The sequence below is a fragment of the Pseudomonas sp. SWRI99 genome (assembly GCF_014270125.1).
Lineage (GTDB): Bacteria > Pseudomonadota > Gammaproteobacteria > Pseudomonadales > Pseudomonadaceae > Aquipseudomonas > Aquipseudomonas hamedanensis.
This window is the reverse complement of the sequence record NZ_JABWQR010000002.1, coordinates 229,137-252,961: the sequence shown is the minus strand read 5'-3', so window position 1 is coordinate 252,961 and position 23,825 is coordinate 229,137. Positions and strand designations below refer to the sequence as shown.

General features: G+C 60.4%; 24 protein-coding genes. 13 read left to right on the top strand and 11 right to left on the bottom strand.

Annotation, left to right across the window (positions count from 1 at the left end; translation table 11 throughout):
- Positions 1–37: 37 nt before the first annotated feature.
- Entirely contained in the window at positions 38–1,150 is a 1,113-nt protein-coding gene (locus tag HU743_RS02805; RefSeq protein WP_186646772.1) for an enoyl-CoA hydratase/isomerase family protein, read from the bottom strand.
- A 132-nt stretch (positions 1,151–1,282) separates the two neighbouring features.
- Here HU743_RS02805 and ung point away from each other — a divergent pair, with 132 nt between their 5' ends.
- Positions 1,283–1,975 carry a uracil-DNA glycosylase gene (gene ung / locus HU743_RS02800; RefSeq protein WP_186548908.1) on the top strand — a complete coding sequence of 231 codons (693 nt, stop codon included), beginning with the start codon at positions 1,283–1,285 and terminating at the stop codon, positions 1,973–1,975.
- 157 nt (positions 1,976–2,132) lie between these two features.
- On the opposite strand, the gene HU743_RS02795 is transcribed toward ung, so the two are convergent.
- The 4 genes from HU743_RS02795 to HU743_RS02780 are packed head-to-tail and all read right to left on the bottom strand — an operon-like array spanning position 2,133 to position 6,168.
- A complete protein-coding gene (locus tag HU743_RS02795; protein WP_186548906.1) occupies positions 2,133–3,167 on the bottom strand; it encodes an AbrB family transcriptional regulator in 1,035 nt (344 codons plus the stop codon).
- Positions 3,160–4,674: a tripartite tricarboxylate transporter permease gene (locus HU743_RS02790; protein WP_186548904.1), complete on the bottom strand. Its 1,515-nt coding sequence runs from the start codon at positions 4,672–4,674 to the stop codon at positions 3,160–3,162. The genes HU743_RS02795 and HU743_RS02790 overlap by 8 nt, the downstream gene beginning before the upstream one ends.
- A 1-nt stretch (position 4,675) precedes the next feature.
- Positions 4,676–5,134 (bottom strand): tripartite tricarboxylate transporter TctB family protein, encoded by a 459-nt coding sequence (locus tag HU743_RS02785; RefSeq protein WP_186548901.1) that lies wholly within the window; start codon positions 5,132–5,134, stop codon positions 4,676–4,678.
- Positions 5,135–5,190: 56 nt separating this feature from the next.
- The gene (locus HU743_RS02780; protein WP_186548899.1) at positions 5,191–6,168 is read right to left on the bottom strand and encodes a tripartite tricarboxylate transporter substrate binding protein; all 978 of its coding nucleotides are present in this window, start codon (positions 6,166–6,168) and stop codon (positions 5,191–5,193) included.
- A gap of 448 nt (positions 6,169–6,616) precedes the next feature.
- On the opposite strand from HU743_RS02780, the gene HU743_RS02775 reads away from it, so the two are divergent.
- Positions 6,617–7,288, top strand: coding sequence for a response regulator (locus HU743_RS02775; protein ID WP_186548897.1), 672 nt, complete (start codon positions 6,617–6,619; stop codon positions 7,286–7,288).
- Positions 7,281–8,666 carry a sensor histidine kinase gene (locus tag HU743_RS02770; RefSeq protein WP_186646770.1) on the top strand — a complete coding sequence of 462 codons (1,386 nt, stop codon included), beginning with the start codon at positions 7,281–7,283 and terminating at the stop codon, positions 8,664–8,666. Before HU743_RS02775 ends, HU743_RS02770 begins: the two co-directional genes overlap by 8 nt.
- A 99-nt stretch (positions 8,667–8,765) precedes the next feature.
- Here the strand turns inward: HU743_RS02770 and HU743_RS02765 are convergent, their stop codons facing one another.
- Both HU743_RS02765 and HU743_RS02760 read right to left on the bottom strand, forming a co-directional pair.
- Entirely contained in the window at positions 8,766–9,587 is an 822-nt protein-coding gene (locus HU743_RS02765) for an HDOD domain-containing protein (RefSeq protein ID WP_186621925.1), read from the bottom strand.
- A gap of 34 nt (positions 9,588–9,621) precedes the next feature.
- Positions 9,622–10,563 carry a folate-binding protein YgfZ gene (locus HU743_RS02760; RefSeq protein ID WP_186646768.1) on the bottom strand — a complete coding sequence of 314 codons (942 nt, stop codon included), beginning with the start codon at positions 10,561–10,563 and terminating at the stop codon, positions 9,622–9,624.
- A gap of 150 nt (positions 10,564–10,713) precedes the next feature.
- Here HU743_RS02760 and HU743_RS02755 point away from each other — a divergent pair, with 150 nt between their 5' ends.
- Together HU743_RS02755 and HU743_RS02750 are read left to right on the top strand one after the other, a co-directional pair.
- Entirely contained in the window at positions 10,714–10,968 is a 255-nt protein-coding gene (locus HU743_RS02755) for a succinate dehydrogenase assembly factor 2 (RefSeq protein ID WP_186532211.1), read from the top strand.
- Positions 10,952–11,404, top strand: coding sequence for a protein YgfX (locus HU743_RS02750; RefSeq protein WP_186646766.1), 453 nt, complete (start codon positions 10,952–10,954; stop codon positions 11,402–11,404). Before HU743_RS02755 ends, HU743_RS02750 begins: the two co-directional genes overlap by 17 nt.
- Here HU743_RS02750 and nadB read toward each other — a convergent pair.
- Positions 11,373–12,989, bottom strand: coding sequence for an L-aspartate oxidase (gene nadB, locus HU743_RS02745; protein ID WP_186646765.1), 1,617 nt, complete (start codon positions 12,987–12,989; stop codon positions 11,373–11,375). The two genes, HU743_RS02750 and nadB, sit on opposite strands and share 32 nt — an antisense overlap.
- Positions 12,990–13,546: 557 nt before the next feature.
- Here nadB and rpoE point away from each other — a divergent pair.
- The 4 genes from rpoE to HU743_RS02725 all read left to right on the top strand — a co-directional run bounded on the left by rpoE (position 13,547) and on the right by HU743_RS02725 (position 17,359).
- Positions 13,547–14,128, top strand: a complete 582-nt coding sequence (gene rpoE, locus HU743_RS02740) for an RNA polymerase sigma factor RpoE (RefSeq protein WP_003172477.1) — start codon at positions 13,547–13,549, stop codon at positions 14,126–14,128.
- Positions 14,129–14,158: 30 nt separating this feature from the next.
- Positions 14,159–14,746, top strand: coding sequence for an RseA family anti-sigma factor (locus tag HU743_RS02735; RefSeq protein WP_186548882.1), 588 nt, complete (start codon positions 14,159–14,161; stop codon positions 14,744–14,746).
- Between the two features lie 8 nt (positions 14,747–14,754).
- Positions 14,755–15,720: a MucB/RseB C-terminal domain-containing protein gene (locus HU743_RS02730; protein ID WP_186646764.1), complete on the top strand. Its 966-nt coding sequence runs from the start codon at positions 14,755–14,757 to the stop codon at positions 15,718–15,720.
- 208 nt (positions 15,721–15,928) lie between these two features.
- Positions 15,929–17,359, top strand: a complete 1,431-nt coding sequence (locus HU743_RS02725) for a DegQ family serine endoprotease (RefSeq protein WP_186621918.1) — start codon at positions 15,929–15,931, stop codon at positions 17,357–17,359.
- An 81-nt stretch (positions 17,360–17,440) separates the two neighbouring features.
- On the opposite strand, the gene HU743_RS02720 is transcribed toward HU743_RS02725, so the two are convergent.
- Entirely contained in the window at positions 17,441–18,874 is a 1,434-nt protein-coding gene (locus HU743_RS02720; protein ID WP_186646759.1) for a M48 family metalloprotease, read from the bottom strand.
- Between the two features lie 98 nt (positions 18,875–18,972).
- Here HU743_RS02720 and HU743_RS02715 point away from each other — a divergent pair, with 98 nt between their 5' ends.
- Positions 18,973–19,212: a sulfurtransferase TusA family protein gene (locus HU743_RS02715; RefSeq protein ID WP_186646757.1), complete on the top strand. Its 240-nt coding sequence runs from the start codon at positions 18,973–18,975 to the stop codon at positions 19,210–19,212.
- Between the two features lie 32 nt (positions 19,213–19,244).
- A complete protein-coding gene (locus tag HU743_RS02710) occupies positions 19,245–20,315 on the top strand; it encodes an AI-2E family transporter (protein ID WP_186621915.1) in 1,071 nt (356 codons plus the stop codon).
- Positions 20,316–20,435: 120 nt separating this feature from the next.
- Here the strand turns inward: HU743_RS02710 and HU743_RS02705 are convergent, their stop codons facing one another.
- Positions 20,436–20,909 (bottom strand): peroxiredoxin, encoded by a 474-nt coding sequence (locus HU743_RS02705; protein ID WP_186646755.1) that lies wholly within the window; start codon positions 20,907–20,909, stop codon positions 20,436–20,438.
- A 10-nt stretch (positions 20,910–20,919) separates the two neighbouring features.
- A complete protein-coding gene (locus HU743_RS02700) occupies positions 20,920–21,480 on the bottom strand; it encodes a glycine cleavage system protein R (RefSeq protein WP_007958014.1) in 561 nt (186 codons plus the stop codon).
- 327 nt (positions 21,481–21,807) lie between these two features.
- Here HU743_RS02700 and dapA point away from each other — a divergent pair, with 327 nt between their 5' ends.
- Together dapA and bamC are read left to right on the top strand one after the other, a co-directional pair.
- A complete protein-coding gene (dapA, locus tag HU743_RS02695; RefSeq protein ID WP_186548868.1) occupies positions 21,808–22,686 on the top strand; it encodes a 4-hydroxy-tetrahydrodipicolinate synthase in 879 nt (292 codons plus the stop codon).
- A gap of 17 nt (positions 22,687–22,703) precedes the next feature.
- Positions 22,704–23,819, top strand: coding sequence for an outer membrane protein assembly factor BamC (gene bamC, locus HU743_RS02690; RefSeq protein ID WP_186646753.1), 1,116 nt, complete (start codon positions 22,704–22,706; stop codon positions 23,817–23,819).
- Positions 23,820–23,825: the final 6 nt, after the last annotated feature.

Below are 23,825 nucleotides of genomic sequence, written 5' to 3'. Positions count from 1 at the left end.
ATGGAAATCCAGTCGCCATCGCGGGCCTCGCGTCACCTCAATACTGGGTCAAATCCGCCAGCGGATGCCGCCCCTCCCAGACCTTGTGAAAATGCGCCTCGACCACCGCCTCCGGCACGTTATTGATATCCGGCCAATGCCAGTGCGGTTTCTGGTCCTTGTCGATCAAGCGGGCGCGCACACCTTCGCTGAATTCCGGGTGCCGGCAGCAATTGAGGCTCAGGGTGTATTCCATCTGAAACACTTCAGCCAGCGACATGTGCCGTGCGCGGATGATTTGTTCCCAGACCAGATGCGCGGTCAGCGGTGAGCCCTCGGCCATGGTTTTCGCCGCGCGGGCGATCAGCGGATCGTTGCTGTCGCGGTGCAGACTGATGGCTTTCCAGGCGCAGGCTACATCGCTGACGTCGAGCAGTTCGTCGATCTGCTGACGGCGCGGCAACCACTGCGCTTCGGGCATTTGTGTGAGCGCTTCCTGCTGCAGGGCCTTGAGCAGACTGTTGAGCTGCATGGCGGTCTGTTCCTGCCAATTGAGTTGCAGCAGGCCTTCGATCAGTTGCGGTTGTTGTTCGTCGAGCAGGAAACGGTCGGCCAGATCCAGGTCCAGCGCGTCTCGGCCATTGATGTGCGCGCCGGTCAGACCGAGAAACAGGCCAAGCTTGCCGGGCAGCCGGGCGAGAAACCAACTGGCGCCGACATCCGGGTACAGGCCAATGCTGATTTCCGGCATCGCCAGACGACTGCTCGGCGTGACGATCCGTGTGCTCGCGCCCTGCAGCAAGCCCATGCCGCCGCCCAGTACATAGCCGTGACCCCAGCAGATCAGCGGTTTGGGGTAGGTGTGCAGGCTGTAATCCAAACGATATTCGGCGCTGAAAAACTGCGCAGCCAGCGGCGGAACTTCACCGGGGTGCGCACGGCAGGCTTCAACCAGGCTGCGCACTTCACCACCGGCGCAGAACGCCTTGGCGCCGTTGCCGCGCAGTAGTACGCAGACGATTTGCGGGTCGTTGGCCCAGGCGTGCAGCCTGTCGCTCAAGGCATTGATCATCGGCAATGACAGCGCATTCAGCGATTTTTCAGCATCGAGGGTGGCGATGCCGAGGCGGGCGCCATCGGTGCCGGTGAGTTCTTCGAAGTGCAGATTCATCGTGACCTCGCTCGGAAATTTGAACGATCAGTATGATCGCTGCGTGGGAAAGTGCCTGATCTGCGTCAGATCAATTGACAAGCGTGGTCGGCTTTCCTAGGGTTCGCCCCATTGTTTTTGCCGGGTATGACCATGACTGCTGACGACCGTATCAAACTCGAACCAAGCTGGAAGGAGGCACTGCGTGCTGAGTTCGACCAGCCCTATATGGCAGAGTTGCGCAACTTCCTGCAGCAGGAGCGGGCGGCCGGCAAGGAAATCTATCCGCCGGGACCGATGATTTTCAATGCGCTGAATTCGACGCCACTGGATAAAGTGAAAGTGGTGATCCTCGGCCAGGATCCGTATCACGGCCCGGGCCAGGCCCATGGTCTGTGCTTTTCGGTGCAACCGGGCGTGCCGGCGCCGCCGTCGCTGGTCAACATCTATAAAGAGTTGAAGCGCGACCTGAACATCGACATTGCCAATCACGGCTATTTGCAGAGCTGGGCTGATCAGGGCGTGTTGATGCTCAACACCACCATGACCGTCGAGCGCGCCAATGCCAATGCGCACAAGGACAAGGGCTGGCAGCACTTCACCGACCGGATCATCGAAGTGGTCAGCGAAAAGCAGCCACACCTGGTGTTCATGCTCTGGGGCGCCCATGCACAGAGCAAGCAGAAGCTGATCGACGCGACCAAACACCTGGTGCTGACCTCAGTGCATCCGTCGCCGTTGTCGGCGTATCGCGGGTTTTTGGGCTGCGGACATTTCAGCCGCACCAACAAGTTTCTCGAGCAGAATGGCGAAACGCCGATCGAGTGGCGCCTTCCACCGATTTAACAGGCGAAGAATAGGTGGCGAGGGAGCTTGCTCCCGCTCGGCTGCGTAGCAGTCGCAAAGCCCGTGAATGCGGTGTGCCTGAAAAAACTGCTTGGCAGAAATCAGGTCTGCTGCGCCGCCCAGCGGGAGCAAGCTCCCTCGCCACAGTGATGCGGCTCTACTCTGGATTGCGGTTCCAATACTTGAACAACGGCTCCGCCAGAAACAGCACAAACAACAGCCGCATCACCTGCATCGCCGTCACCAGTGGCACCGACAATTGCAGGGTTTCCGCCGTCAGGCTCATCTCGGCAATTCCGCCGGGCATCATGCCCAGCGTCAGCGAACGCAAATCCAGATGGGTCAGGGCACTCAAGCCCAATGCCGCCAGTGTGGCGATCAGCATGGTCAGCGCCGTACCGATCAGCGTCCGTCCCATAAAGGACGGCGCGCGCCGGAAGAACTGCCGGTTGAAGTGACAACCCAGGCCGCTGCCGATCAGCCATTGGCCGATCTGGCTACCGCCGTCGGGCAAGCCGATGTGCAGATCCCAGCCGATGCTCACCGCCGCACTTACCAGCAGCGGTCCGAACAGCCACGGGTTGGGTTGGCGCAGACGTTGCCAGAGCCAGGCGAGCAGGGCGCCCGCAGGAAACAGAAGCGCCAGCCAGCGCCAATCGACGCTGCCGGCATGGGACATCGGCGTGCCGTCACCGAGCAGATACTTGAAGGCCGCCGGCACGCACAAAACCACCACCAGCACGCGCAAACTCTGCCCCGCCGCCACATGGCTAAGCAGAGCGCCGTTGCGCGCGCCGAGGTTGACCATCTCCCCGGAACCACCGGGCATGCTTGAGAAAAACGCCGTGGCGCGGTCCTCGCCGGTGCGCCGCATCAGCCACACGCCGACCACCGCCGACAGGCTGGTGACCAACGCACCGAAGAAAATCAAACCGAAATGACTGAGCACCTGCTCCATCACTTGCGGGGTGAAATGCAGGCCAATGCCGATACCGACGATCCACTGGCCGCACTTGCGGCCGCCAGGGATTTCGGCAAGTTGCCAGGGCGTCAGGCAGCGCACGAGGATGATCGCCAGCAACGAGCCGACCATCCACGGTAGCGGCCAGCCGATCTGGCTGGCGATGTAGCCGCCCAGCAGACCGACCAGCGGGGTGCCCCACCAGGCTTTCAGGGAGAGGCGATCAGACATCCGCGATGACGCGACGCGCAGCCGAACGTTTGCGCCAGATACGGATTATCGGCATCAACAGCATGATCGCCGTCAGTATCCAGCAACCGAAGGTGATCGGACTCGACCAGAGAATCTCCAGAGCGCCATTGGAAATCGACAGGGCGCGACGCAGATTCTGTTCCATCAGGCCGCCGAGGATGAAGCCCAGCAGCAGCGGCGACAGCGGGAAGTCCAGCTTGCGCAGGATGTAACCGAAGATGCCGATACCAATCATCAGGAACAGGTCGAAGGTGGTGGCGTGTACCGCATAAACGCCGATCCCGGTGATGATCGCGATGACCGGCACCAGGGCCCAGTTCGGCACGGCGAGGATGCGAGTGAACACGCGGATCATTGGGATGTTGAGGATCACCAGCATGACGTTGGCGATGAACAACGAAGCGATCAGGCCCCAGACAATGTCCGGTTGCTGTTGGAACAGCAGTGGACCCGGGGTGATGTTGTACAGCGACAGCGCGCCAATCATCACCGCGGTGGTGCCCGAACCCGGAACGCCGAGGGTCAGCATCGGCACCAGTGCACCGCACGCCGCGCCGCCGATAGCGGTTTCCGGCGCGGCGAGCCCGCGGGGGTCGCCTTCACCGAATTTACCGCTGGCGCCGGCGATGCGCTTCTCGGTCATGTAGGCCACGGCACTGGCGAGCGTTGCGCCCGCACCCGGCAATACGCCCATGATGAAACCGAGCACGCCGCAACGGACGTTGACCACGAAGACCGATGCCGCTTCCTTGAAGTTGAACATCATGCGGCCGGTGGCTTTCACCGCTTCCTGGCCGTGGTGGGTTTTTTCCAGCAGCAGGAGGATTTCGCTGATCGAGAACAGGCCCAGCACCAGCACGACGAACTGGATGCCGTCGGTCAGGTGGATGTTGTCGCCGGTGAAACGGTACACACCGCTGTTGGCGTCGATGCCGACGGTGGAAAGGAACAGACCGATCAGCGCCGCGATAAAGGTTTTCAACGGTCGATCGCCGGCCATGCCGCCGAGACAGACAATCGCAAACACCATCAACACGAAGTATTCCGCAGGCCCGAAGGCGATCGCCCATTTCGCCAGCAGCGGCGCAAACAGCACCATGCCGCAAGTGGCGATAAACGCACCGATGAACGAACTCCACGCCGACAGGGACAGCGCGACACCGGCCAGGCCTTTGCGGGCCATCGGGTAGCCGTCCAGGGTAGTCATTACGGTGGATGCTTCACCCGGAATGTTCAGCAGGATCGAACTGATGCGTCCGCCGTATTCGCAGCCCAGGTAGACCGCCGCGAGCAGGATCAGCGCCGACTCGGGTGGCAGACCGAGGGCAAACGCGATGGGAATCAGCAATGCCACGCCGTTGATCGGGCCGAGGCCCGGCAGCAGGCCGACGACGGTGCCGATCAGGGTGCCGCACAGTGCGGTGACCAGGTTGTACGGGCTCAGCGCAACGCCGAAGCCCTGACCCAAATAGCCAAGGGTATCCATATCAGTTCTCCAGGACGCTGAGCAGGCCGAGGGGCAGCGGAACATCCATCAAGCGATCGAACAGTAGATAGAGACCAATCGCCATCAGGCTTATGATCACTACACTCGGTAGCCAGCGGCCGCCGTACAGACGGGCCATCGGCACACCGGTAATGATGCTGGCGACGATGAAGCCAAGGGGTTCGAAGGTGCCGGCAAACACCAGCAACAACGCGACACAGATCGCGATCTTGGTCAGGGTTTCACGATCCAGTGGCGGCTCGTCGTCGCTGTGTTTGATCGGCGCCGGGCGGAACACCATGTACAACAGGGCCGCGCCCATCAGGCCGAGCATTAACAGCGGGAAGGCGCGAGGGCCGACCGGTTCGTAGGAAAAAGCCGCCTGGTACGGCCACGCCATCAGAGCCAGGCCGGCACACACCAGCAACAGCACCGAGGCGAAAATACGTTGAATAAGCATGGGAGCTCCTGTGCCGCGTCCCCGGAACCGGGAACGCAGCCGCTAGACAGAGACGATCACTGGATCAGGCCGAACTCTTTGGCCAGCACTTTGTAGTCCGCGACCTGTTTCTTCACGTAGGTATCCAGTTCCGGCCCGGTCATGGCGAACGGGAACAGTTCACGCTGATCGCGCAGGGTGGCGAACTCGTCGGAGGCCAACAGTTTGTCGAACGCGTCTTTCCACCAGGCGTAGTCTTCGTCGCTGACTTTTGGCCCGAGGTAGAAGCCGCGCACCACCGGCCAGACGATGTCGTAGCCCTGCTCGCGAGCGGTCGGGATGTCCTTCATTTCCGGCTCGTCGAGACGCTTGTCGGCGAATACCGCGAGCAGGCGCATGTCACCGCTCTGGATGTGCGGCATGGAGTCGGAGATGTCGGTACTGCCGACCTGGATGTGACCGCCGAGCAGGGCGGTGGCGATTTCACCGCCGCCTTCGAGCGCCACGTAACGCAGCTCGCGCGGATTGATCCCGGCGGCCTTGGCGATCAGTGCAGTCTGCATCCAGTCCTGGCTGCCGACGGTGCCGCCGGAACCGATGACTACCGAGCCTGGATCTTTCTTCAGGGCCTGAACGAGATCGTCGAGGGTCTTGTAAGGCGAGTCGCTTTTAACGGCGATGGCGCCATAGCTGGTGCCGACGGCCGCGAGCCAGCGCACGTTGGTTTCATCGAAACGGCCGAACTTGCCCTGAGCCAAGTTCAACAGCGAACCGCTCGACCAAGCGACCAGCGTGCCGGCGTCGGCCGGACGCTGCGCGACCACGGCGTTGTAGGCCACTGCGCCGACGCCGCCGGGCATGTAGGTCACGCGCATCGGTTTGGTCAGCAATTTCTGATTGACCAGTGCGCTCTGCACCAGTTTGCAGGTCAGGTCGAAACCGCCGCCCGGGGAGGCCGGCGCGATACATTCCGGGCGTTTCGGTTCGGCCATGAGTTGGCCGGCGAACAGCATCGCGCCAGCGGCGAGAGCAACTTTACGCAGTGATAAGTTCATCTGAGTCTCCTTGGGAGTTGTTGTTATGGACGTGCAGAATTACCAAAGGGCAACGCTTGGCTCGGCAACAGGCGCAGGTTTTCGCAGCGCGGGCGCATTGACGGGTATATCGGAAGGGAAATCGGCGTGGCCCGGCACGCAAATATCGGCCAGGGCGGGGTTGTAGCGGGGAGGGTGGGCCTGTGTGATAGCCCTGGGTTGCATGGACGGCATGCGGGTGTGCTCCGTTTATTGTTCTTATTGGTCGAAAACGCTTCGTGGCGTTCTTCGTGCGCTGTGTGGCAGCAGCGACGGCAGTCGAAACTGTCCGTAAACCGACTCTAACGGGCTAACCTTTCGCTAACCTTTCAGCCGACTTTCACGGTTTTCGGGCTTCACAGCGGCGGTTGCGGCTGTAAACTCCGCGGCAAAGCGTGGCGTTGGCCATCCCAGAACGAGGTAAAAATCCATGCGTGTCCTGCTCGTCGAAGACCATCTGCAACTGGCCGAAAGTGTCGCGCAGGCGCTCAAGAGCACCGGTCTGACCGTGGATGTGCTGCACGATGGCGTGGCCGCCGACCTGGCGCTCGGCAGTGAGGAATACGCCGTGGCGATCCTCGATGTCGGGCTGCCGCGCATGGACGGTTTCGAAGTGCTGGCGCGCCTGCGTGCGCGCGGCAAGAACCTGCCGGTGCTGATGCTGACCGCGCGCAGCGATGTGAAGGATCGGGTGCACGGCCTTAATCTCGGCGCTGATGATTACCTGGCCAAGCCGTTCGAACTGACGGAGCTGGAAGCGCGGGTCAAAGCCCTGTTGCGCCGCAGTGTCCTGGGCGGTGAGCGTCAGCAGCGCTGTGGCGTGCTGGCCTATGACCTCGACACCCGGCGCTTCACCCTTGGCGAAGAATTGCTGACGCTGACCTCGCGCGAACAGGCCGTGCTCGAAGCGTTGATCGCCCGGCCGGGGCGGGTGATGAGCAAGGAGCAACTGGCCGCCCAGGTCTTCGGTCTTGACGAAGAAGCCAGTCCGGACGCGATCGAAATCTACGTGCACCGGTTGCGCAAGAAGCTCGACGGCCATCCCGTGGCCATCGTGACCTTCCGCGGCCTCGGCTATTTGCTGGAAAGTCGCGATGCATAAGCCCAGCAGTCTGCGCTGGCGTTTGCTGTGGAACCTCGGATGGTTGCTGGTATTGCTGATGCTCGCCAGTGGCTTGAGTGCTTACTGGAACGGTCGCGAAGCTGCCGATACCGCCTATGACCGCACGCTGCTGGCCTCGGCGCGCACCATTGCTGCCGGATTGTCGCAACGCGACGGCAGCCTCAGCGCCGACGTGCCTTACGTGGCGCTGGACACCTTCGCCTATGACAGCGCCGGGCGCATTTATTACCAGGTCAACGACATCCATCAAAAGCTGATTTCCGGCTACGAAAACCTCCCCGGCCCGCCACCCGGCACGCCCCGCACCGACAGCTATCCGGCACTGGCACGCTTTTACAACGCCAAGTACAACGGCCAGAACGTGCGCGTGGTCAGCCTGCTCAAAGCCGTGACCGAACCGAACATGAACGGCATGGCTGAGATCCGCGTCGCCGAAACCGACGAGGCGCGGGTAAGCATGGCGCGCAGTCTGGCGGCCGATACTTTGCTGCGTCTGGGCATGCTGGCCGTGGGTGCGTTGTTGCTGGTGTGGTTCGCAGTCAGTGCGGCGTTGCGCCCGCTGGAGCGCTTGCGTACTGCGGTGGAAGAGCGCCAGCCCGACGACTTGCGCCCACTGCCGTTGGTGGAAGTGCAGCATGAGTTAGGCCCCTTGGTTCGCGCGCTCAACCATTTCACCGAACGCCTGCGCGGTCAGTTCGAGCGGCAGGCGCAGTTCATTGCTGATGCCGCCCACGAATTACGCACGCCGTTGGCGGCATTGAAAGCGCGGCTGGAGCTGGGCCTGCGCTCCAATGAGCCGGAGATCTGGCGCACAACCTTGGAATCTTCTGCGCAAAGCACCGATCGCCTGACGCATCTGGCCAATCAGTTGCTATCGCTGGCCCGTGTCGAAAACGGCGCCCGGGCGATTGCCGAGGGCGGCGCGCAGTTGCTTGATCTGAGTCAGTTGGCCCGAGAACTGGGCATGGCCATGGCACCGCTGGCGCACAAGCGTGGCGTGGCGCTGGCACTGGAGGCCGACGAACCCGTGTGGCTGCGCGGCGAGCCGACCCTGCTCAACGAGCTGCTGAGCAATCTTGTGGATAATGCGCTGGCGCACACGCCATCGGGCGGCAATGTGATATTGCGCGTGACGGCGCCGGCGGTGCTTGAGGTCGAAGATGACGGCCCGGGAATCCCGCTGGAAGAGCGCGACCGGGTGTTCGAACGGTTTTACCGGCGTAATCAGCAAGTGGCGGGATCGGGCCTGGGGCTGGCGATTGTCGGCGAGATCTGCCGGGCGCATCTGGCACAAATCACGTTGCATGATGGCGAGCGGGCGGGGTTGAAGGTGCGGGTCAGTTTTATTGCCGGGTGAGCGCCGTGTCCTCTTCGCGAGCAGGCTCGCTCCCACATTGAAAATGCATCGTTCCTGTGGGAGCGAGCCTGCTCGCGAAGGCCGCGCCTCAGTTTCGGATCAGTAAAACATCGTCCGCGATTCTTCCAGGTCCGCGCACAATTGCTTGTTCTCCGGATCAATCCGCAGCTTTCTGAATGCCGGAACACTCAACGGGTCAATCCGCGCAAACGGATGGTCGCTGTCCTTGTGGCAATACAGACTCGCGACCTGCACGACATCCACGTAATCAATGCTCGCCGAGTCGCGCTCGAAGTTCTGATAGAGCAACGGCAGTTGCACCAGACGTTCGGGAAACTCCCAGACCCGCAACAGCTTTTCACCCAGCAATGGATGAATCTGCTCGATCACATGAGTGAGGCTGACCGCATCCGAAAGCAGTTCGTTATGGTCTTCGGCGTACGTCAGAATCGGCAGCACACCAATCTGATGCACCAGCCCGCCGAGCGCCGCTTGATCGGGCTTGAGCTGGGTGTGGCGACGACACAGCGCATAGCTGACGCCGGCGATCTCCAGGCTGCTGCGCCAGACGTCGCGCATCTTCTGTTCGACCACTTCGGAGCGAGCGTTGAAAATCTGCTCCATCACCAGGCCGATCGCCAGGTTGCTGCTGTAATTGATGCCCAGGCGGGTGATGGCGGTGTGCAGGTCGGTGACTTCCTGCGCGGCGCGCAGCAACGGACTGTTGACCACTTTGATCAGGCGCGCGGACAGCGCCGTGTCACGACCGATCACTTTGCTCAGGTCGCTGACGCTGATTTCCGGATCCTCGGCGGCCTTGCGAATTTGCAGTGCCACTTCCGGCAGCGTGGGCAGAACCAGGTCATCGTTATCGATGGCCTCAACCAAATCCTGTTGGACCTTTTCCGCCAGTTCGCTCATTTAGACTCTCTAGGGTGTTGCAACAATGCTGCGATCAACGCTGGATTTCGCGGTCGCGATCCAGTTCGTAAGGCAGGTCGAGCACGCGCAACACGGGGCCTTCGAGGGCGCCCAGATGCAAATCGCCGGCTTCGGCAGCTTCGGCCTGCAACACTGCCAGGAGTTCAATGTTTCCTGCGGCACTGGCCGCAAGGACCACTTCACCGATCGCGCTGTTATGGCTCGGCGCGAACAGAGGCGTGCCCGGCTCGGGCAGCTCGGCGCTGTCCAGGCTCAAGCGATACAGGCGGCGCTTGAGTTTGCCCAGGTACTGCATGCGCGCGACAATTTCCTGGCCGGTGTAGCAGCCTTTCTTGAAACTCACACCGCCAACCGCTTGCAGGTTGAGCATTTGCGGGATGAACAGTTCGCGCGTGCTCGGCATGACCTGGCCGATACCGGCGCGGATCTGGCCGAGCAGCCATTGATTCAATTGCTCTTCAGGCAACTCGGCCGACAGTGTGCCTTTGATCGCGTCAGCTCGATCGGCAGGCACCCAGAGTTCGGCGCGCTCGGGCGAGACGCGAATCGCGATCAGGCCGTCGTTGCGCACGACGCTGTCGGTTTCGGCGGGCAGTTCCAGACCTATACCGGTCAGGACTGCGTCGCCATGCTCCACGCCGAAGCGCACCCAGGCGGCGCTTTCATCGGTCAGTTTCGATTTGGAGAACACCGCGTACTTTTTCAGGTCAGCCAGTTGCGGTTCGAGCAATTCGCTGGCCATCGCCAGAACCAACCCGTCACCCTCGAGCAGAATGCGGAAGCTGGACTGCATCCGGCCTTTCTGCGTGCAGCGGGCGCCGAGGCTGGCGCGGGTGTCACTCAGGTAATTGATATTGCAGGTCAACTGGCCTTGCAGGAATTTTCCGGCGTCCGCACCGCGAACCGCGAGTACGCCTTCATGAGACAGGGTGCAGAAAAAAGCAGAATCGGCCATGGGTCATCGCAGGGTAAATAGACTGGGGCACATCATAAGGGCGCGTTGTTGAAATGGGTAGTTGATAAAGGATCAAGGGTGCCCGACCAAAGCCGACTGTGCGGCCCGCGTCTGGGCTGTATACTGCCCGGCAAATTTGAGGAGGGCTCCATGGTCGAACAAGTTGAACTCAATCGCCTCTTTTGGCACAGCCGTCGCGGGATGCTTGAACTTGACGTGTTGCTGGTGCCTTTCGTGCAGGAGGTCTACGCGACGTTGAACCAGGTGGATCGCGATCTGTATGTTCGCCTGCTCGAGTGCGAGGACCAGGACATGTTCGGCTGGTTCATGGAGCGCAGCGAATCCGAAGATCCGGAGCTGCAGCGCATGGTTCGCATGATCCTGGACCGTGTCCAGCCCAAGTAATACGTTCGAGTGTCGCTGGCATGCCTCACGGCAGTTGCTGGCGGCGTATCTGCTGGCCCAGGCGTTCGCCCTGGGTGCTTTGTTTCTGCTGTCGATTCCGCTCTGGGCCAGTCTGCTCGCGGCGTCCGGCTGTGTGCTGCATGGCGTTTGGGTGCTGCCCAGGCAGATTCTGCTGAGTCATCCGAACGCTTTTTGCGGGTTGCGTCGTGACGCCGACGGCTGGCAACTGTGGAGTCAAGCCAATGGCTGGCAAGCGGTGCAACTGCGCCCGGACAGTCTGGCACTGCCGCTGATCGTGGTGTTGCGCTTTCGTTTGCCTGGGGAGTGGCGGGTCAGATCGATCTGCGTGCCGCGGGACTCGCTAGCGGCGGATGTGCACCGCCGCCTGCGAGTACGGCTCAAGTTCAGCCGACGTAGGTGGGCGGCACCAGAATAGTGTCGAGGGCCTCGGGTAGCAGGTTCGGGTAGTCGAGGGTGTAATGCAGACCGCGACTTTCCTTGCGCTCCATGGCGGAGCGGATCATCAGTTCGGCAACTTGCGCCAGGTTGCGCAACTCGATGAGGTCGCGGCTGACCTTGTAATTGCTGTAGAACTCGTCAATCTCGTCGAGCAGCAGGCGCACACGGTGCTGGGCCCGTTGCAGGCGCTTGTTGGTGCGTACGATACCGACGTAATCCCACATGAAACGCCGTAATTCATCCCAGTTGTGCGCAATGATCACGTCTTCGTCGGAATCCGTCACTTGGCTGGCGTCCCAGGCAGGAAGCGCGCTTGGCGCTGCGACTTCGTCCAGTTGCGCAAGAATGTCCGCCGCCGCCGAGCGCGCATAGACGAAACATTCCAGCAGCGAATTGCTGGCCATGCGGTTGGCGCCGTGCAGGCCGGTGAAGCTGGTTTCGCCAATCGCATACAGCCCCGGCACGTCGGTGCGGCCGTGTTGATCGACCATCACGCCGCCGCAGGTGTAATGCGCGGCGGGCACCACCGGGATCGGTTGTTGGGTGATATCAATGCCGAAGCCCAGGCAGCGCTCATAAACAGTGGGGAAGTGGCTTTTGACGAACGATTCGGGCTTGTGACTGATGTCGAGGTAGACGCAGTCGACCCCCAGACGCTTCATTTCATGGTCAATGGCGCGGGCGACGATGTCCCGGGGTGCCAGTTCGGCGCGCGGATCAAAGCGCGACATGAAGCGCTCGCCATTGGGCAGTTTCAGATGTGCGCCTTCGCCGCGCAGGGCTTCGGTGATCAGAAAACTCTTGGCCTGTGGGTGATACAGGCAGGTCGGGTGAAACTGGTTGAATTCCAGATTCGCCACCCGGCAGCCCGAGCGCCAGGCCATGGCAATGCCGTCGCCGCAGGCACCGTCGGGATTGCTGGTATAGAGGTAGACCTTGGCGGCACCGCCCGAGGCGAGAATCACGAAGCGTGCGCCGTAGGTGTCGACTTCGCCGGTGGCGCGGTTCAACACATAGGCGCCGAGGCAGCGATCGCCTCCCAGTCCCAGGCGGCGCGCGGTGATCAGGTCGACGGCGACACGCTGTTCCAGCAGTTCGATGTTCGAACGCTCTTTTGCCTGGGCCAGCAGGGTCTTGAAGATGGCGGCGCCCGTGGCGTCGGCGGCGTGGATGATGCGTCGATGGCTGTGGCCGCCTTCGCGAGTCAGGTGAAACTCGAAACCGCCGTCTTCGGTGCCGGACTGTTCGTCTCGCGTGAACGGCACGCCCTGGTCGATCAGCCACTGAATCGCTTCGCGGCTGTGCTCGACGGTGAAGCGCACGGCGTCTTCATGACACAGCCCACCGCCGGCATTCAGGGTGTCATCGACGTGGGATTCGACAGTATCGGTATCGTCAAGCACGGCGGCGACACCGCCCTGCGCCCAGAACGTCGAACCGTTTGCCAGATCACCTTTACTCAGCACGGCAATGCTCAGGTGACCGGGCAGGGTCAGCGCGAGACTTAAACCGGCAGCACCGCTGCCAATGACCAGAACATCGTGTTGGAACTGTTGGTTCATTTCAGGATTCCGCTCAAAGCGACCCGGGTCGGGGTTGGCGCAAGACAGCTGGATCGGCGAGTCAAGACAGCCACACAGCCCACTAGTATATAGAGGGGTTGGACGGCACAATAGCCGGGCCCATATGGCATTGTGAAACTACTGTGACGAAAAAAACCGCTTGCTTCGTCGGAAGGATTTTTCCGCAGCTTTGCGCAAAGACCGCTGTATCGGCGCTGAAACACGGTTTTTCGGTTCAAGGTCGTTCAATGTCCGGTGGGACGCCTATAAATAATTGGAACTTTTGCCAAAGGCCCAAGATCAATAGACGGTGCCAGAAACCAGGGACAGTGTCGGCTTCAATGCGGAATCTGCGGTTGGATTCCTGCCGGCGAAACCGATGACAAGATTATTCGCGCAGCCGGTTTATCCCGCGCTGCGTTTTTCGTGCGTGCCAAATCAGAGCCCGCAGGAAACTTGCTTGGAGGGGGAGAACTTTTGCGAAAAGCCCGAGTCTATGTTTGCAAGTCTGGTCGTTTAGTAATGCAAGTCTCCTTCGGGCTTATCGAGGAGTGTTCATGCTAACCCAGGAAGAGGATCAGCAGCTGGTCGAACGCGTTCAGCGTGGCGACAAGCGAGCTTTCGATCTGCTGGTGCTGAAATATCAGCACAAAATTCTCGGGTTGATCGTGCGTTTTGTGCACGACACCCATGAAGCCCAGGACGTTGCTCAGGAAGCCTTTATCAAGGCGTATCGAGCACTTGGAAACTTTCGCGGCGACAGTGCGTTTTATACGTGGCTGTACCGTATTGCCATTAACACGGCGAAGAATTACCTGGTTTCACGCGGCCGCCGGCCGCCGGATAGCGATGTAAGTTCAGAGGATGCTGAGTTCTACGACGGCGATCACGGCCTCAAGGATCTCGAATCACCAGAACGAGCACTGCTGCGGGATGAGATCGAAGGCACCGTCCATCGAACCATCCAGCAACTGCCAGAGGATTTGCGTACGGCTTTAACTTTACGTGAATTCGATGGTCTGAGTTACGAGGACATTGCGAGCGTCATGCAGTGTCCGGTGGGTACCGTGCGCTCCCGGATTTTCCGCGCTCGGGAGGCCATCGATAAAGCCCTGCAACCTTTGTTGCAGGAAAACTGAGACAGCGGCGACAGCCAAGAGAGGAACGCCATGAGTCGTGAAGCCCTGCAGGAATCGCTGTCCGCAGTGATGGATAACGAAGCGGACGAACTGGAATTGCGTCGAGTGCTCAACGCACTGGATGATGTTGAAACCCGTGAGACCTGGGCTCGTTACCAGATTGCTCGGGCAGCCATGCACAAGGATCTGCTGCTTCCGCGTCTGGATATCGCTGCGGCAGTGTCTGCTGCGCTGGAAGACGAAACGGCACCGGCCAAAGTTTCCCGCAGCCCATGGCGCAACCTGGGTCGTCTGGCTGTAGCCGCCTCGGTGACCGTTGCCGTTCTGGCCGGTGTTCGCCTGTACAACCAGGACGAAATTGCCGGCGTCGAACTGGCTCAGCAAAGCAGTCAGACCACTCTGGCTACTCCACAAGTCAAGGGTCCGGCTGTATTGGCAGGCTATAGTGAGAGTTCTGAAGCCACTGGTCCTATGGCCAACGGCGTATTGCAAGGTCAACCAGGCTGGCACGATCAGCGTCTGCCAGGCTATCTGCGCCAGCATGCGCAACAGGCTGCGCTGAAAGGGACTGAAAGCGCGCTGCCTTACGCACGTGCGGCAAGCCTGGAAAACCGTTAAGGAGGATCATGCGCGCCATACCTGTACTTTCGCTTCTGCTGAGTGGCTGGTTCATCGTTCCAGCCCATGCCGATGACGCCCAGGATTGGTTGACCCGTCTGGGCCAGGCCGAGCAGAAGCAAAGCTTCCACGGCACTTTCGTTTACGAGCGCAACGGTAGTTTTTCCACCCATAACATCTGGCATCGCGTCCAGAATGGCCAGGTCCGCGAGCGTTTGCTACAGCTCGACGGTTCGGCTCAGGAAGTTGTACGCATTGACAGACATACTCAATGCGTCAGCGGAACCCTGATTGCGGGTCTTGGAGATTCACCCAATTCGACCGCTCGTTCCCTCGATCCCCAAAAGCTGAAAAACTGGTATGACCTTGCTGTCATTGGCAAGTCGCGCGTGGCCGGGCGGGATGCGGTGATCGTATCGCTGACGCCTCGCGACCAACACCGTTACGGTTTCGAATTGCATCTGGACAAGCGAACCGGCCTGCCCCTCAAGTCGTTGTTGCTGAACGACAAGGGCCAGTTGCTCGAACGCTTCCAGTTCACCAGCCTGGACACTGATGAAGTCCCGTCGGATAAAGACTTGCTGGCTGACGCCGATTGCAAGCCGATTACCCTCGACAACAACAAAGCGTCTGCGGTGAAAACGGCGCAGGTCTGGCGCTCGGACTGGCTGCCACCGGGTTTCGAACTCAGCAGCAGCACCTCGCACAAGGATCCGCAAACCAAGACTCAGGTCAACAGCCTGATGTATGACGATGGTCTGGCGCGTTTTTCGGTGTTCCTGGAGCCTTTGAACGGCGCGACGGTCACCGATACCCGCACGCAGTTGGGTCCGACCGTTGCCGTCTCCCGTCGCTTGACCACACCGCAAGGCGAAATGATGGTCACGGTGGTGGGGGAAATCCCGATTGGCACCGCTGAGCGAATCGCCTTGTCGATGCGCAACAATGATGGCGCTGCGACCAGCAAGCAGTGAGCTGATTTCAGTCATTCCCACTTCGTCGTCGAGACGTAGAAATGTTTGCTGAGCATTTTCATTTGCAAATCACCTGAAAATTTTTTATAGGTCAGAGCCTCACGGCTCTGGCCTTGTTTGTTGTTCCCGGAACAAAAATGCCGGTCAGTGGTTTCCGGTGTTCCTTTGCTCCATATCGCTTAACCCTGCTCGTCGTAACGGGAGCTGTATGTCGATACCTAGTTTGAAGTCTTATCTTTCCATCTTCGCCACCGTGCTACTGCTCGGTCAGGCGGTCCCTGCTGCGCAAGCGGCCGATCTGCCTGATTTCACCCAGCTGGTCGAACAAGCCTCGCCAGCGGTGGTAAACATCAGTACCACGCAGAAACTGCCGGACCGCCGAGTGAATCAGCAAATGCCGGACCTGGAAGGTCTGCCACCGATGCTGCGCGAGTTCTTCGAGCGCGGTATGCCGCCTCAGCAACGTTCGCCGCGTGATGGTCGCCAGCGTGAAGCGCAATCGCTGGGCTCGGGCTTCATCATTTCTCCGGATGGCTACATTCTCACCAATAACCATGTGATTGCCGATGCCGACGAAATCCTCGTACGTCTGGCTGATCGCAGCGAAATGAAAGCCAAGCTGATCGGCACCGATCCACGCTCCGACGTGGCTCTGCTGAAAATCGAAGGCAAGGACTTGCCAGTACTCAAGCTCGGCAAATCCCAAGACCTCAAGGCCGGCCAGTGGGTAGTGGCGATCGGTTCGCCATTCGGTTTCGACCACACCGTGACCCAGGGCATTGTCAGCGCCGTGGGCCGTAGCCTACCGAACGAAAACTATGTGCCGTTCATCCAGACTGACGTGCCGATCAACCCGGGTAACTCCGGTGGCCCGCTGTTCAACCTCAACGGTGAAGTGGTCGGGATCAACTCGCAGATCTACACCCGCTCCGGCGGTTTCATGGGCGTGTCGTTCGCCATCCCGATCGATGTGGCGATGGACGTTTCCAACCAACTGAAGAGCGGCGGCAAAGTCAGCCGTGGCTGGTTGGGCGTGGTGATTCAGGAAGTGAACAAGGATCTGGCGGAATCGTTTGGCCTGGATAAACCGGCCGGCGCACTGGTTGCGCAGATTCAGGATGATGGCCCGGCAGCCAAGGGTGGCCTGCAAGTGGGCGACGTGATTCTGAGCATGAACGGCCAGCCGATCGTCATGTCCGCTGACCTGCCGCATCTAGTCGGTGCCTTGAAGGCTGGCGCCAAAGCCAACCTGGAAGTGATTCGTGAGGGCAAGCGCAAAAACGTCGAGCTGACGGTGGGCGCTATCCCTGACGAGGACAAGGAACTGGACGCGTTGGCGAAGTCTGGCGCTGAAAGCAGCAGCAACCGCCTCGGTGTGGCGGTAGGTGAGCTGACTGCCGAGCAGAAGAAAGCCTACGACCTCAAAGGCGGGGTGGTGATCAAGGAAGTGCAGGACGGACCTGCGGCCCTGATCGGTCTGCAGCCGGGTGATGTGATTACTCACCTGAATAATCAGGCGATCGGTTCGGCCAAGGAGTTCACCGACATCGCCAAGGCGTTGCCGAAGAACCGTTCGGTGTCGATGCGCGTCCTGCGTCAGGGCCGCGCCAGCTTCATCACCTTTAAACTGGCTGAATAAGCCGGCGGCAAGGTAAAAAGAAACCGCCTCGAAAGAGGCGGTTTTTTTGTGCTTGCAGCTTTTGTCTGACGCAGAAAATCTTCAGCCCATCATGTCCTTGATCATGCGTTCCTGCTCCATCAACTCCCGCTGGCGCGCGTCGATTCGCGAAGACAGCGGGAAGTTGTTACCCGCCTTGCGCTTGGCGAAGTCCAGTTGCTGAATGGCCTGACGGTAATCGCCGACCAGCGCGAAGTATTCGGCACGCGCCTGATGCAGGCCGATGATGTTGCCCGACAAACCACGCGTTTCGGCCACCTGATACCAGACGTCCGGATCATCCGGACGTGACTTGAGCAAACTGTCCAGGGCCTTCTCGGCATCGGCGGCACGATTCTGTTTCAGCAACAAATCGACGCGCACCTGATTCAGCGGATAGTTGCCCGGAAACTGCGTGAGCATGCGTTCAACCCGTGACTGGGCATCGGGCAGGCGATTATTGGTGATGTCCAGGTCGATCTGCGCGAGGTTGTAGATGATTTCGTTCGGCGATTTGGCCAGCAGCTGTTTGAGGTTTTCCCGTGCTTCATTCAATTGGCCGCCCTTGATCTGTGCGATCGCCAGGCCGTAGCGAGCGACGTCATTTTGCGGGTGTTCATCCAGTTGCGCGCGGAAGCGCTTGGCGCCCAGGCCCGGGGTTTCTTCGTAGATCAACTGTACGCGTGCGCGAATCAACTGATAGCGCTTGGAGTCCTCGATACCGCCCGGTTTGGCCTGCTCGGCACGGTTGCGGGTGTCGGCAATCCGCGACTCGGTGACCGGGTGAGTCAACAGGAACTCCGGCGGCTTGGCGTCGAAACGATACTGGCGCATCAGGCGTTCGAACATGGTCGGCATCGAGCGCGGGTCGTAACCGGCCTTTTCCAGGTTAAGAATGCCAATGCGATCGGCTTCCTGTTCATTCTGGCGCGAGAAGGTCCGTTGCGACTGGATCGCCGCTGCCTGGGTACCGGCGATGGTGGCAATCCCCGCATCGCCGCCGCCTGCTGCGGCAATGACGATCCCGGCCAGCAGCGCGGCCATCATCGGCACCTGCATCCGCTGCGAGGCTTCAACGCCACGGGCGAAGTGGCGCTGCGACAAGTGAGCCAGTTCGTGGGCCAGTACCGAGGCGTATTCGCCCTCGGTCTGCGCGTTGAGGAACAGGCCGCCGTTGACCCCGACAACCCCGCCGGGGGCAGCGAAGGCGTTGAGTTGCGGACTGTTGATGAGGATGAATTCAAGGCGTCGGTCAGTGACCTGGCTGGTCTCCACCAGCTTGTAAACGCTGGATTCGACATAGTCCTTGAGCTGTGGATCATTGAGCTGGGAAACCTGGCTGCGCAACATGGCCAGCCAGGCGCGCCCGAGCTGATATTCCTGCTGTGGCGAGACAATGGCAGAACTGGCGTCGCCAAGTGACGGCAGATCGTCGGCAAAGCCCGGTGAGGCGAGCAGGCAAGCGAGCGTCAGCAGGGTAGGGCGCAGAAAAGTCATGCACAAAGCCTTAGAAGACAAAGACCTTACTGTAGCCGGACACCGAAGCTGCGACCAGATATTCTAGGTGGCCCGAATGACCTGAACGGAGTGCCGCAATGACTGACGCTGTAGCCCATGACGTAGAACTGGACGCCAGTGGCCTGAATTGTCCGTTGCCGCTGCTCAAGGCAAAAATGGAACTCAATAAACTGCGGAGCGGCGCTGTGCTCAAGGTGATCGCCACGGATGCTGGCTCGCAGCGTGACTTCCGTACTTTTGCCAAACTGGCCGGTCATGCGCTGCTGCGTGAAGAAGACGACGCTGGCGTCTACCGTTACTGGTTGAAAAAAGCCTGAAGCGACCGCGTTAAAAACCGAAGGGATTATTGATGTTCAAAGTGTTACGCGACTGGATTCAGCGTTATTTCTCCGATGAAGAAGCGGTGGTGCTGGCGGTGCTGCTGGTTCTTGCCTTCACCGCCGTGCTCACCCTTGGCGGCATGCTCGCGCCCGTGCTGGCGGGGATGGTGCTGGCCTATCTGATGCAAGGTCTGGTGGTCACGCTGGAGCGCATGCGTGTGCCCGGCGGCGTGGCGGTGGGGTTGGTGTTTGCGCTGTTCATGGGCGTGCTAATGCTGTTTATCGTCGTGGTGCTGCCGTTGCTGTGGCATCAGTTGATCACGCTGTTCAACGAACTGCCGGGCATGCTCGCCAAGTGGCAGTCGCTGCTGCTCTTGCTGCCAGAGCGCTATCCGCATCTGGTGTCTGACGAGCAGGTGTTGCAAGCCATCGAAGCGGCGCGGGGGGAGATCGGCAAGTTCGGGCAGTGGGCGCTGACGTTCTCGCTGTCGAGCCTGCCGTTGCTGGTGAACATCATGATCTATCTGGTGCTGGTGCCGATTCTGGTGTTCTTCTTCCTCAAGGATCGCGCAATGATCGGTGAGTGGGTGCGCGGTTATCTGCCTCGCGAGCGCGCGCTGATCACTCGGGTCGCCCAGGAAATGAACCGGCAGATCGCCAATTACATTCGGGGCAAAGGCATCGAAATCGTGATCTGCGGCGGCGTGACTTATATCGCCTTCATCGCCTTGGGCCTGAACTATGCGGCGCTGCTGGCGTTGCTGGTCGGATTGTCCGTGGTGGTGCCGTATGTCGGTGCCGTGGTCGTGACCGTGCCGGTCATGCTGATTGCCTTGTTCCAGTGGGGCTGGAGCGATCAGTTCATCTACCTGATGGCGGTCTACGGAATCATTCAGACGCTGGATGGCAACGTGCTGGTGCCATTGCTGTTTTCCGAAGCGGTCAATCTGCACCCGGTGGCGATCATCTGCGCAGTGCTGTTGTTCGGCGGGCTGTGGGGATTCTGGGGCGTGTTCTTTGCGATTCCGCTGGCGACGCTGTTCAAGGCTGTGCTCGATGCGTGGCCGCGCAAGGAGCCGGTAGTCGCGCCGTTGTTGTAGCGGTGATCTGGAATTTTGTAGAGACGCTATTCGCGAGCAGGCTCGCTCCCACCATTGAAATGCAATCAACTGTGGGAGCGAGCCTGCTCGCGAAGGCGTCAGTGCAAACGACGCAAAAACTCAGGCTTTATTCAGAGCCTGAGCGGCAGCCAGCACGGCATCAACATGCCCCGGCACCTTCACGCCGCGCCATTCCTGACGCAGCACGCCGTTCTTGTCGATCAGGAAAGTGCTGCGATCAACGCCCAGGTATTCCTTGCCATACAGCTTCTTCAACTTGATCACGTCGAACAGCTGGCATACCGCCTCGTCCTTGTCGCTGATCAGCTCGAAGGGGAATTCCTGTTTGCCTTTGAAATTTTCGTGCGACTTCAAACTATCGCGGGAGATGCCGAAGACTTCGGTATTGGCAGCCTTGAACGCTGCGTATTGATCCCGAAAGCCCTGGCCTTGAGTGGTGCAGCCCGGCGTGCTGTCCTTGGGGTAGAAATAGATCACCACTTGCTTGCCCTTCAAGGCGGACAGGCTGACGGTTTGCCCGCTGGTGGCAGGCGCTTCGAAATCCGCAACCGGCTGGTCGATGACAACGGCCATTAAAGCTTCCTTACATTGGGTTTTGTGGGCGCCAGGGCTCGATCAGCGCATCCAGATTCATCGCATCGGCGAAATCGAGGAACTGATCGCGCAGCCAGCTGATCTGGGTGCCGGCCGGCAGGGTCACGGTGAATGTGGCGTTGAGCATGGTGCCGCCGGTCTGTGGCGCCTGGTACGTATCGCAGGTCAGGTTTTCCAGTTCGACGTTGTGATCCATGAAGAACTGGCACAGCTCATTGATGATGTCCGGGCGATAGGCCGAGCTGACGTAAGCCACGTAGGGCAGGGCCTGTGGACGATTCTCCAGCGCCGCGCTGCGCACCACGTTGACGGTGAAGGCGTGACGCTTGGCGAGTACCGGCAGGCTGCCTTCCAGGCGAGCCAGGGCGTCCCAGCTACCGGAGACTTCCAGTACCAGAGCGCTGCACTCGCCGTGGCGGGTCAGGCGTGACGTGACTACGGCGCAGCGGTTTTCATGGCTGGCGCGGCACAGGACGTTGGTCAGCTCCATGGGGTTGGCGCCGAGGGCACTGATGACAAGGAATTGTTCGCGAACTGTGGGGGTGGACATGCAGCATTCCTAAAGCGATGAGCGGTCGGTAGGTTTACGCGCGTTGTCCGTCGGGGAAGTGCCTGAGCGTGCCGTTCCGTCAGTCCCGGCTAGCGCTCGCGGTTCGCTCCACGATGGCGGGAGCGCGTCGAGGCGACGCAGGAACGGGGTCTGGGAGGCCGAAAAGGGAGGCTGGAACCCGGCGTACAAGCTGATCAGTACCGATCAAAGTCTGAAGGGTAGCGAAAAGCGGCGCCAAGGGGAATGGCGGCAGCGCAGTACTTCGCTTGTGCAAGCATCTTGGCGCCAGTACCATTACCGCTCTCTTTTTCCGGCAGGAGCGGTTTCATGATTGCGGGCAGTATGGTGGCACTGGTCACTCCCATGGATGCACAAGGGCGTCTGGACTGGGACAGCCTCAGCAAACTCGTGGACTTCCACCTCAAGAACGGCACCCATGCCATTGTCGCCGTCGGCACCACCGGCGAGTCGGCAACCCTTGATGTAGATGAACACATTGCCGTCATCAAAGCCGTGGTCAAACAGGTCGCCGGGCGTATTCCGGTCATCGCCGGCACGGGCGCCAACTCGACCCGCGAAGCCGTCGAGCTGACCCGCAATGCCAAGGAAGCCGGTGCCGATGCCTGCCTGCTGGTGGTTCCTTATTACAACAAGCCGACTCAGGAAGGTTTGTACCAGCACTTCAAACACATCGCCGAAGCGGTCGACATTCCCCAGATTCTCTACAACGTTCCCGGCCGCACCTCCTGCGACATGCAGGCCGAGACCGTGATTCGCCTGTCCACCGTGCCGAACATCATCGGCATCAAGGAAGCCACCGGCGACCTCAAGCGTGCCAAAGCGATCATCGAGGGTGTGAGCGAGGATTTCATCGTGCTGTCCGGCGATGATCCGACCGCTGTCGAGTTGATCCTGCTGGGCGGCAAAGGCAACATCTCGGTGACCGCCAACGTCGCACCGCGTGAAATGGCCGACCTGTGTGAAGCCGCGCTCAAGGGCGACGCCGACACCGCACGGGCCATCAATGAAAAACTGATGCCGCTGCACAAAGATCTGTTCATCGAAGCCAACCCGATTCCGGTGAAGTGGGCGCTGGTCGAGATGGGCCTGATGCACGAAGGCATCCGCCTGCCACTGACCTGGCTGAGCACACCTTGTCATGAAACGCTTCGCACGGCCCTGCGCCAGTGCAGCGTCCTGGTTTAATTGAGGAAGTACAACGCATGAAGCGAATGGCCGGACTTTCCGCACTTGCCTTGATTATCTCCAGCACCAGCGGCTGCGGATGGATCTGGGGTCCGGAAGGTTATTTCCGCGACCGTGGTAGCGATTACCTGCAAGCGCAACAGACTGCACCGATGCAACTGCCACCGGATGTCAGCACCTCCAAGCGTCTGGATCCGCTGTTGCCGATCCCGCGTAACGTCGCCGACGACACCGCCAAGGGCGAATACATCGTGCCGCGTCCGCAGCCGTTGTCCGCTGCTGCCGATGCCAGCGATTACTCGCTGCAAAAGAGCGGTGACTCGCGTTGGGTCGTCGCCCAGCACCCACCGGCCGAAGTCTGGCCTGTGGCAGTGCAGTTCTTCCAGGACAACGGTTTCCGCCTGGATGAACAGCGCCCGCAGACCGGCGAATTCACCACCACCTGGCAGCACTCCGATGAACTGTCGGCGTCCATGGCCAAGCGCCTGAGCGCCGCCGGCATTGCCAGCGACAGCGAAACCCGTGTGCGTGTGCGCATCGAACCGGGCGTGCAGCGCAACACCAGTGAAATCTACGTGGTCAGCGCCGAGCGTCCTGCCGGCAGCACGGCCGACGTCGCGTTCACCAACCGTTCGGTCAACACCGGCCTGGACGCTGCGCTGGTCGACGACATGCTCGCGAGCATGAGTCGTACTTCCGAGAAGGGCGGTTCGGTGTCGATGCTGGCATCGCGTGATTTCGACGCGCCGAGCCGTGTCAGCCTCAGCGAAGACGGCAGTGGCAACCCGGTGTTGAACGTCGGCACCGATCTGGATCGTGCCTGGTCGAGCGTCGGCCGTGCGCTGGAACAGGGCGAGTGGCGCGTTGAAGACATCAACCGCAGCCTGGGCCTGTACTACATCAACCTGGCTGAAAAAGCCGAGAGGAAAGACGACAAGCCTGGTTTCTTCAGCAGCCTGTTCGGCAGCGCGCCGAGCAAGGAAGAAGTCGAAGCCCGCGCCGAGCGCTATCAGGTGCGCCTGAGCAAGGTCGGCGAGAACATTCAGGTGACCGTCGAGAAAAACATCAACACCGTGGCGCCGGCTGACGTTGCCCGTAAAGTGTTGAGCGTGATTCAGGACAACCTGGGCTGATCGACC